Raw genomic sequence first — 8,356 nt, 5'->3', positions numbered from 1 at the left:
AGGCCACGACAAACCTTAGGCTTCGAGACTCCAGCAGATACACTGGCTCGCAGTGTTGCATCGACCGTTTGACTCCGGTGAAGCCGGACCCACAATATGAGGAGGCACGCTTCTTCCGCCTCTGGCTAGCTGGCTAGCCTGCTAGCAGGCTAGCGACTTCTCTCACGACGCCTCTCGCAGCCCCGTCGACTGCGCTTCAAGGAACGCTTCCAGCTCCCGGGGCGCCAGCGCCTTCGAGAACAGATACCCCTGGAACACATCGCATCGCAGTTCGCGCAGCAACTGGAACTGCGCGCCGGACTCGACACCTTCCGACACCACTTCCAGTTTCATCGCATGCCCGATCTCGATCAGGCCGTGGAGCAGCAGGCGGGACTCCTCCGAGCTCACCGCGTCGATGACGAACGACCGGTCGATCTTGAGCGCGTGAATCGGGAAGTGCCGCAGCAGAGACATCGAGGAGAAGCCGGTGCCGAAGTCGTCGATCGCAATGTGCACGCCGGCATCCTGCAAGCGGAAGAGCTGCGCAGCGATGGCGTTGCGATCTTCGGCGAAGACGGATTCGGTGAGCTCGATCTCCAGGTCGTGTCCCTTCAGATCGTGCTCGGCCAGACATTCCAGCAGCGCCTCGGCGAATCCGGCATCGCGCATCTGGACCATCGAAATGTTCACGGCGACGCGGCCGACGTGGAGCCCGCGCTGCCGCCATCCACGAATCGATCGGCAGACTTCGCGCAGCAGCATGTCACCCATCGGGACGATCAGGCCTGTCTCTTCCGCGAGCGGCACGAAGCGCGCCGGAGGCACAGCCTCACCGCCTGAGGGCAACCATCGCGCCAGCGCCTCGACACCTACGACGATACCGTCCCTGTCCACCTTGGGCTGGTAGTGAGCAACGATCTCGCCGTCGCGGATCGCGTTGCGCAGTTGATCTTCAAGCAGCAGCCGATCCTTCGCCATGCGGCTCATGGATTCGTCGAAGAAGCAGAGCTGACCGCGGCCGTCCGCCTTCGCGCGATAGAGCGCGATATCGGCATGCTTCAGCAGTTCGTCGACGGTCGTACCGTCGGTCGGGAACATCGCGATGCCGGCCGATGCCTGCGCCACGTAGTGGATGTGTTCGAGCTCGCAAGGCTCACGCAACGAATCGAGCATCGCTCGCGTCGTCTCGCGCGCGCCGGCGCGGCTCGTCTGCGGCAGGACGATCACGAATTCGTCGCCGCCGAACCGGGCCAGCAGAGCCGTCACCGGGAGTTGCTGCTGCAGTCGGCCGGCCACCTGCTGCAAGAGCGAATCGCCCATCGAATGCCCGAGCGAATCGTTCACCGACTTGAAGCGGTCGAGATCGACGAAGACGATGGCGCCCTCGGCGATGCGATCACCGTTGCGCAGGATGTTGGAGGCAAGCCATTCGCGCAGCATCGCGCGATTCGCCAGTCCCGTGAGCGAGTCCGAGTACGCCTGCCGCCAGAGCGCCTGCTCGTGATCTTCGTTGGCGAACGCGACAGCGAGCCGATGCGCAACGTCGTGGAGCCGCCGGGCGACGAAGCTCGACTTCGCATTCTCGTCGCTGATCAGCAGGACCGCCCTCACCTTGCCCGCCACCCGGATCGTCTGCGAGATCGCGGCATCGATGCCACGGCGCGAGAGTTCGGCCAGCACGCCTGGAGAATGCTCATTGCACGCGAAGCGCCGCAGGCTCGCATCACCACCTTCGAACTCGGCCATCGCATCCGCGGGCAATGCGACCCGCTCCAGCGTCGGCGAGCCGCGACGAACGAGATGCAGCTCGACATCGTTCTGCGGCAACACGACGGCCGCGAGCCGGCACTTCAGCAGCTGCGGCAGTTTGAGGATCAGCCCCTGCATCGCGGGTTTCATGCCGGAGCGCTCGAGGATCGTCTGATCGAGCTGCGCCAGCAGCGTCAGCAGATCGAACTGGTCATCCAGCCGGCTCGCCATTCGATTGAAGGAGCGCGCAAGACGACCGTACTCGTCGCGGGAGGTGACTCGCAGCGCCTGGCCGGCTCGCCGGCGTCCAATGCGCCGGGCGGCGTCGATCAGCGTTCGCAATGGTTCATGGCTGCGGCGGATGAAGATCGACCCCGCGAGCAGAGCGACCGCAACGGCGAGGGCCGCGATGACGGGAGAGACCCAACGGAACCACGCGATCGCACCCGACGCGCGCGGGGTTCTGACATCGATCGTCCAGGGATGCGATCCGTAAGTGCCGTTCAGGAAGAGCGTCCAATCGCCCTCCGCGAGGGCTTTGCCATCGAGCCCTGCCTGTGTCTCACTGGCCGAGCAATGCAGCAGGACGCCGAAGTTGTTGCGCACGCAGAGCACGGCGTCCGACACCAGGACGGCGTCCGTATTCCAGAGGTAGTCGCCGGAGAAGGTCGCGATGACGTGAAGGGCCCTGTCGGCGTTGCGCGCCTGGATCTCCAGGAAGACCGTGGGCTCGGCCTGATTGGAAACTTTCAGTCGGCGTTCGATGCCTGCCGCCGCTGAGGAGGGGCGCACCGTATCGAGCACACGGATTCGCGCACGCTCGTCGCTGAACGCCTCGATGCCCGCGGGCTGAATCTCTCCGGCCAGGTATCGTTCGGTGAGAACCGTGAGTTGCCGGTCGACGTTCGTCAGTCGGTCATAGATGGCGAGTCCGTAGCTCTTCGCCGCCGCATCGATCTGTTCATCCGTGAACGTGCGAAGCTGGCGGTCGACGATCACCGAACCGAAGAGCGCGAACGCGACAACCGGAACGAGGGCGCACGCTACGAAGAGCGCCAGGGTGCGGGTCTCGATTCGGGTGCGGCGCCGCGACACGACCGGTCAGAAGTCGGAGGCCGGGCCGATGAACGCGCCATCGCGGGCCCAGAGAATATCGTCCCGGCTCGCTTTTGCCGTCAGAGGAGATTTCGAGTCGCCGTCCGGGCCCATGCTGTACAGATCGAAGGAGCTGTTGATCGGGTGGAGGTTGTGATCCTTGCGGATCTGGCCCTTGATGCCCGGGATGTCGGAATCGAAGCTGAGGTAGCGGTACGGATTGCCCCAGGGATCGCGCATGCCCGCCATGCCGATGTCGTCGAGCGAAGCCGGGTACCGGAAGTCCTTCTCGTAGGCGCTCTGGATCTTCATCGCGATGAGCATGAGATCGCGTGCCGCGGCCTGCTCCTTCTGGTGTCCCAGGAACTGTCGATAAGCCGGAACCGCCACGCCCGCCAGCAACCCGCAGATGGTCAGCGTCGTCATCAGCTCGAGGAGCGTGAACGCTCTCGAGCGATATCGATCTTTGTAGTGCAAACGACGGGACGACATTGTCTTGGACGCTTGGGTTACCGGTACCCCACATTCGGTTAAACGCAACCGTACCAGAGCCCTCGCGCCCACCCTCGCAGGCAGGTCACGGAAAGCGCGGAACCCTGAAAAAATCGGTGAAAACTGTGTTCCAGTCGCGATGTTTCGGAGGATCGCGGTGTGAGCCCGTTGGCTTTGCAACAGTCGCTTAAGGAGATGCCTTATCGGCGGTCGGGCGCTCCCTCGGCAGGGATTTCGAGAACTGCGGACTGGAAGGCCCGGTTGCGTTGGCGGATGCTGGACAGACTCTACGACAGCCCACGTCCGCGCACGCTGACAGGCGCCGCAAACTTCGAGGTATCCCCGCCATGTTTGTCAGCATGTGGATGACGACCGACGTCATGACGACGTACCCGCAGGCACTGCTCGCCGATGCCGCTGCGCTGATGGCGAGCCGGAAGATCCGCCGCCTGCCCGTCATGCAATCCCCCAACGATCCGACTCTGGTAGGCATCGTTTCGGCGACCGACGTGCTGCACGCATCGCCTGCCAAGCTCAATCCGTTCTCGACGGCTGCCGATGGCCTCGTCGCAACCGAGCATCTGCGCTCCGACGCGATCACCGTCGGCGACGTGATGACCCGCAATCCCCTGACGGTGACGCCGGACATGGCGATCGAAGCTGTCGCGGCATTGATGCGCGACCGGAAGATCGGCGCCTTCCCGGTCGTTCGCAGGGACGAGCTCCTGGGACTCATCACCGAATCCGACGTGTTCAGGGCGTTCGCCAGTGTCCTGCAGGGAAGCAGTGGCGGCGCGCGCATCACGTTCGACATCTCGGAAGGTGAAGACGTGTTCCCCCTGATCTCCGAGCTCGTGCAGAAGCACGAGCTGCGTGTCGACAGCCTGATCACGCTGCATCGGCATGATCCGCCGATGTGCGTCGTCAATGTCGCCGGCGAGAACATCGATGCCATGCTCGAAGACGTGTGGAAGTCCCATCATCGCGTCGAGCATGTGCACCGGCACGAGTAGTCGTCACGCCCCGTCAGGGATCTCCGGCTCCACGAGCAGCGCGAGCAACGTGAGGGATTCCTGCCAGCCGAGATAGCAGCCATCGGGTGGAATCACGTCGGGAATGCCTTCCTGCGTGATGTTCACTTCCACGCCGACGGAAACTTCCTTCAGCTCGATCGTCGTCGTCATCTCGCCCGGCAGGTTCGGATCATCGAACCGGTCGGTGTGACGGATGCGCTTGTTCGGCACGAGCTCGATGAACGTGCCGCCGAACGAGTGGCTGCTGCCCGTGGAAAAATTCGTGAACGACATGCGATACGAGCCGCCCTGCCGCGCGTCCATCTGATGCACCTTCCCGGTGAATCCGTTGGGCGGCAGCCACTTGGACATTGCGTCTGGATCGAGGAACGCACGGTAGATGCGCTCTGCTTTGCCGCGCAGCACGCGATGGAATCGGACAGTGTTGGTGGGCATCGGAAGAGTTCCTTGGGCTTGCAGTTGGAGGCTTCGATTCAAGGACGATCGGGTACCCGCGAACCCGACATGGACCGCCACGGAACAGGGTCTGGATGAATTCCCGGGCTGCGTGATACCTGGATCACACGGCGGTGCACGATACAGGGATCGTCCCATCCGGCATCCCCGAATTTTCCGACACCCCGGCGATCAAGGCGCACCCCACGGCGTCGATACAGGAGATATCCCGCGGCCGCGGGAGAACTTCTCCTGCGAGGCGCACTTTGTCACACGGAATCCTGCAGCTGTCCCGCGCTCCCGAGGCGGCGCCTTCACGTTCATTGCGGACTCGCATCGCGATCATCGTCAGTGCCGTCCTGTTGCCCCTTTCGCTCCTGCTGGCGTTCTATTTCTGGCGCCAGGAAGACACACGTATCCGCACGCAGGCCAGCGCGCAGGCAGAGCGTGAACTGGCGGGGCTGCTCGATCTGCTGACATTGACGGACCAGCAGCTCCAGGCGCGCGTGCAATCGGGTATGAAGTTGTTGCAGGCACGCAGCCAGGCGCTGGGCGCTGCGAGTGCCGGGCCCGTCGTCACCGTCAAGGACAAGTCGGCGCCGGACCTGGTTTTCGGCGGTCAGCCACAGGCACAGCACTATTCGCTCGTGGATGGCGTCGCGGAAATCAACGGCGGCACCGTCACCCTCTTCTCGAAATCCGGCGATCAGTTCGTACGTGTCGCGACCAACGTCATGGTCGATCAGCAGCGCGCCATCGGCACTGTGCTCGATCCTTCGGGACGCGCCATGGCCGCGATCCGCGAGGGTCGTGCGTTCTACGGCCAGGTCGACATTCTCGGCAATCCCTACATCACAGGCTACGAGCCCATTCGCGATGTGCGCGGGGACGTCATCGGCATCTGGTACGTCGGCTTCAAAGTCGATCTCCAGCCGCTCGAGCAGACTGTGGGTCGCGCACGCCTGCTCACCGGCGGCGTCATCGCTGTCGTCGACGACAAGGGCAAACTCCGCTTTCGTTCCAACGGCATCGACGAGGATGTCGCGCTGACGGCGATCGACCCACCTCAATCCGGCTGGGTCCGGCTCGACAAGACTTTCGACGCGTGGAACTTCAAGGTCGTGGCCGCCTATCCGGCCGCGGAAGTTGCTTCGCTCGCGCGCAATGCTGGCATCGGCATCATGAGCGGAGCACTCGTGGTCGGTGGCGTACTGCTCTTCGTGCTGCTTTCCCTGATCCAGCGCCTGGTGCTGAAACCGATCGGCGGCGAACCGCGGGTCGCGATGACGATGATGACCCGCATCGCGCACGGCGAGCTCGCCATCGACAACAGGATCGAAGCCGGCAACAGCGTCATCGGCGAATGCGCACGAATGAGCGCCAAGCTCGCCGACATCGTCGGCAGCGTGCGTCGCGCATCCGAATCGGTCGGTGTCGCGGCCCGGCAGATCTCGCAAGGCAACGACGACCTCTCCGAGCGCACTCAGCAGCAGGCTGCCGCCCTCGAAGAGACGGCGTCGAGCATGGAAGAGATGACCGCGACGGTGCGCCAGAATTCGGAGAGTGCGAGACGCGCCAATCAGCGCGCTGCAGCGGTTCGGGATCACGCTGGTCGCAGCACCGCCGTGGTTACCCGCACCGTCGAAGCAATGTCGGAGATCGATGTCGCGAGCCGCAAGGTCAGCGACATCATCGGCGTCATCGATGAAATCGCCTTCCAGACGAATCTTCTGGCGCTCAACGCCGCAGTGGAAGCAGCGCGTGCGGGCGAACAAGGTCGCGGCTTCGCCGTCGTCGCAGCCGAGGTGCGTTCACTCGCACAGCGCAGCGCGACTGCCGCGAAGGAGATCAAGGATCTGATCGGCAACTCGCTGGAGAAGGTTCGCGCCGGCAGTGCACTGGTCCAGGAATCCGGCAAGGCGCTCCACGAAATCATGGACGGCGTTCGCAACGTCAGCGACATCGTTGCGCAGATCGCGGACGCCAGCGAAGAGCAGGCCAGCGGCATCGAGCAGGTCAACAAAGCCATCACGCAGATGGATCAGTCGACACAGCAGAACGCCGCGCTCGTCGAGGAAGCAGCAGCAGCCGCGAAGACCATGGAGCAGCAGTCACAGCAACTGATCCGCGAAGTAGCGTACTTCCGCACGGGCGAATCCGATGCGATCGCGGGAGTCTCCGGGGCGTCCGCCGCGTCCGTCGAAGAGGAAGCGCATCGCGCTGCCGCCTGATCTCGGGAAGATGGATCCCCGCTTGCGCTGGGATGACGGCCATGCATCCGCCATTCCCGCGTACGCGGGAATCCATACCTTCCTCAGTTACTCCGCAGCGCCGTTCGCGTCGCTTCGAGCACGGCCGCGAAGCCTTCGCCCACAGCCCGATCGACCGGCTTCGGGAATGCGGAGTTGATCGCGATGACGAGGCCGTCGGACGGCGACACCTGGACCTGCTGGCCGAAGATGCCCCGGGCGGAATAGCCGCCGCCCTGCATCCACCAGAAATAACCATAGTCGCCCTTCGCGGGCTCGTGGACCTGATCAGTCGTCGACTCGCGGACATACCATTCGGGCACGACTTGCCTGCCCTGCGCTTTTCCGCCTTCGAGCATGAACAGTCCGACTCGTCCGTAGTCACGAAGCGTCATGCTGATGCAGCACCCTCCGCGCTCCATGCCGCCGCGATCCACCATCCAGATCGCATCGCGCTCCATGCCGTAGGGCTTCCAGAGCTTCTCCGACATGTATTCCGCAAGCCCTTTGCCGGTCGCATTCGCGATGAGGATGCCCGCCATGTCCGTTTCGCCGGTCTTGTAGACGAACTTCGTGCCGGGCTCCGCTTCGCGCGGCAGGCGACGCATGTAGCTCACCAGCGGATTCATGCCGGGCTCCCCGGGCCAGAAGGACGCTCTTGCGACGTCGGAGTTCGGGTCGGTGTAGTCCTCGTTCCACTTCACGCCTGACGTCATCGTGACGAGCTGTCGCACGTTCACGCCGTCGTAGCCGCTGCCCTTCAGTTGCGGGATGTACTTCGTGACCGGGTCGTCGAGCGACTTGACATAGCCATCCTCGATCGCGGCGCCGAGCAGGATGGAGGTCACCGACTTGCCGACGGAGAACGACGTCCAGCGATCTTCGGGCTTGCGGCCGAGCGCATATCGTTCGAGGACGATTTGTCCGTTCTTCAGGATCAGCAGGCCCGAGATCCTCGCGTCGACCATGAAGGCCTCGACTTCGGAATAGGTCTTCCCCTGCCAGGTGATGACGGGCGCGATCTGCTTCTGCGCGAGCGGCAACGGATGCACCTTCGTGCCACGCTTTGCCGTCCGGACCGAGTACGTCGCCTCGATGTTCCTGTAGATATCGAGCTGCTGTTCGGGCGTCAGCGTGAGCAGCGACGGCGGATTGCCTGCCGGCGCCTGCTGGGTGGGGGCACTGGAACAGGCAGCCAGCAGTGTGACGACGCCAAGGACGATCGTGCGCAACATTCTTTCCCCCGGACTTCTTGTTTGCTGATAGCGCCATTCTAGGCGCTCCGGTGGGCGCTCGCGTGCCCGAAAGTGCGTTGACCCG

The 8,356-nt window shown here is 63.7% G+C and carries 6 protein-coding genes; 2 read left to right on the top strand and 4 right to left on the bottom strand.

Annotation, left to right across the window (positions count from 1 at the left end):
* Nucleotides 1–162: 162 nt before the first annotated feature.
* Complete coding sequence (locus tag HNQ60_RS26480; RefSeq protein ID WP_184335812.1) at nt 163–2,826, bottom strand: putative bifunctional diguanylate cyclase/phosphodiesterase; 2,664 nt, start codon at nt 2,824–2,826, stop codon at nt 163–165.
* A gap of 6 nt (nt 2,827–2,832) precedes the next feature.
* The gene (locus HNQ60_RS26475; RefSeq protein ID WP_184335811.1) at nt 2,833–3,318 is read right to left on the bottom strand and encodes a prepilin-type N-terminal cleavage/methylation domain-containing protein; all 486 of its coding nucleotides are present in this window, start codon (nt 3,316–3,318) and stop codon (nt 2,833–2,835) included.
* A 347-nt stretch (nt 3,319–3,665) separates the two neighbouring features.
* Here HNQ60_RS26475 and HNQ60_RS26470 point away from each other — a divergent pair, with 347 nt between their 5' ends.
* Entirely contained in the window at nt 3,666–4,331 is a 666-nt protein-coding gene (locus HNQ60_RS26470; protein ID WP_184335810.1) for a CBS domain-containing protein, read from the top strand.
* A gap of 3 nt (nt 4,332–4,334) precedes the next feature.
* Here HNQ60_RS26470 and HNQ60_RS26465 read toward each other — a convergent pair whose 3' ends face one another.
* Nucleotides 4,335–4,787 carry an SRPBCC family protein gene (locus HNQ60_RS26465; RefSeq protein WP_184335809.1) on the bottom strand — a complete coding sequence of 151 codons (453 nt, stop codon included), beginning with the start codon at nt 4,785–4,787 and terminating at the stop codon, nt 4,335–4,337.
* A 266-nt stretch (nt 4,788–5,053) separates the two neighbouring features.
* On the opposite strand from HNQ60_RS26465, the gene HNQ60_RS26460 reads away from it, so the two are divergent.
* Entirely contained in the window at nt 5,054–7,018 is a 1,965-nt protein-coding gene (locus tag HNQ60_RS26460) for a methyl-accepting chemotaxis protein (RefSeq protein WP_184335808.1), read from the top strand.
* A gap of 83 nt (nt 7,019–7,101) precedes the next feature.
* Here HNQ60_RS26460 and HNQ60_RS26455 read toward each other — a convergent pair whose 3' ends face one another.
* Entirely contained in the window at nt 7,102–8,271 is a 1,170-nt protein-coding gene (locus HNQ60_RS26455) for a serine hydrolase domain-containing protein (RefSeq protein WP_184335807.1), read from the bottom strand.
* Nucleotides 8,272–8,356: the final 85 nt, after the last annotated feature.

This window comes from Povalibacter uvarum (assembly GCF_014202975.1).
Lineage (GTDB): Bacteria > Pseudomonadota > Gammaproteobacteria > Steroidobacterales > Steroidobacteraceae > Steroidobacter > Steroidobacter uvarum.
Note: the sequence above shows the minus strand (reverse complement) of the source record. Positions and strands in the feature narration are given on the sequence as shown.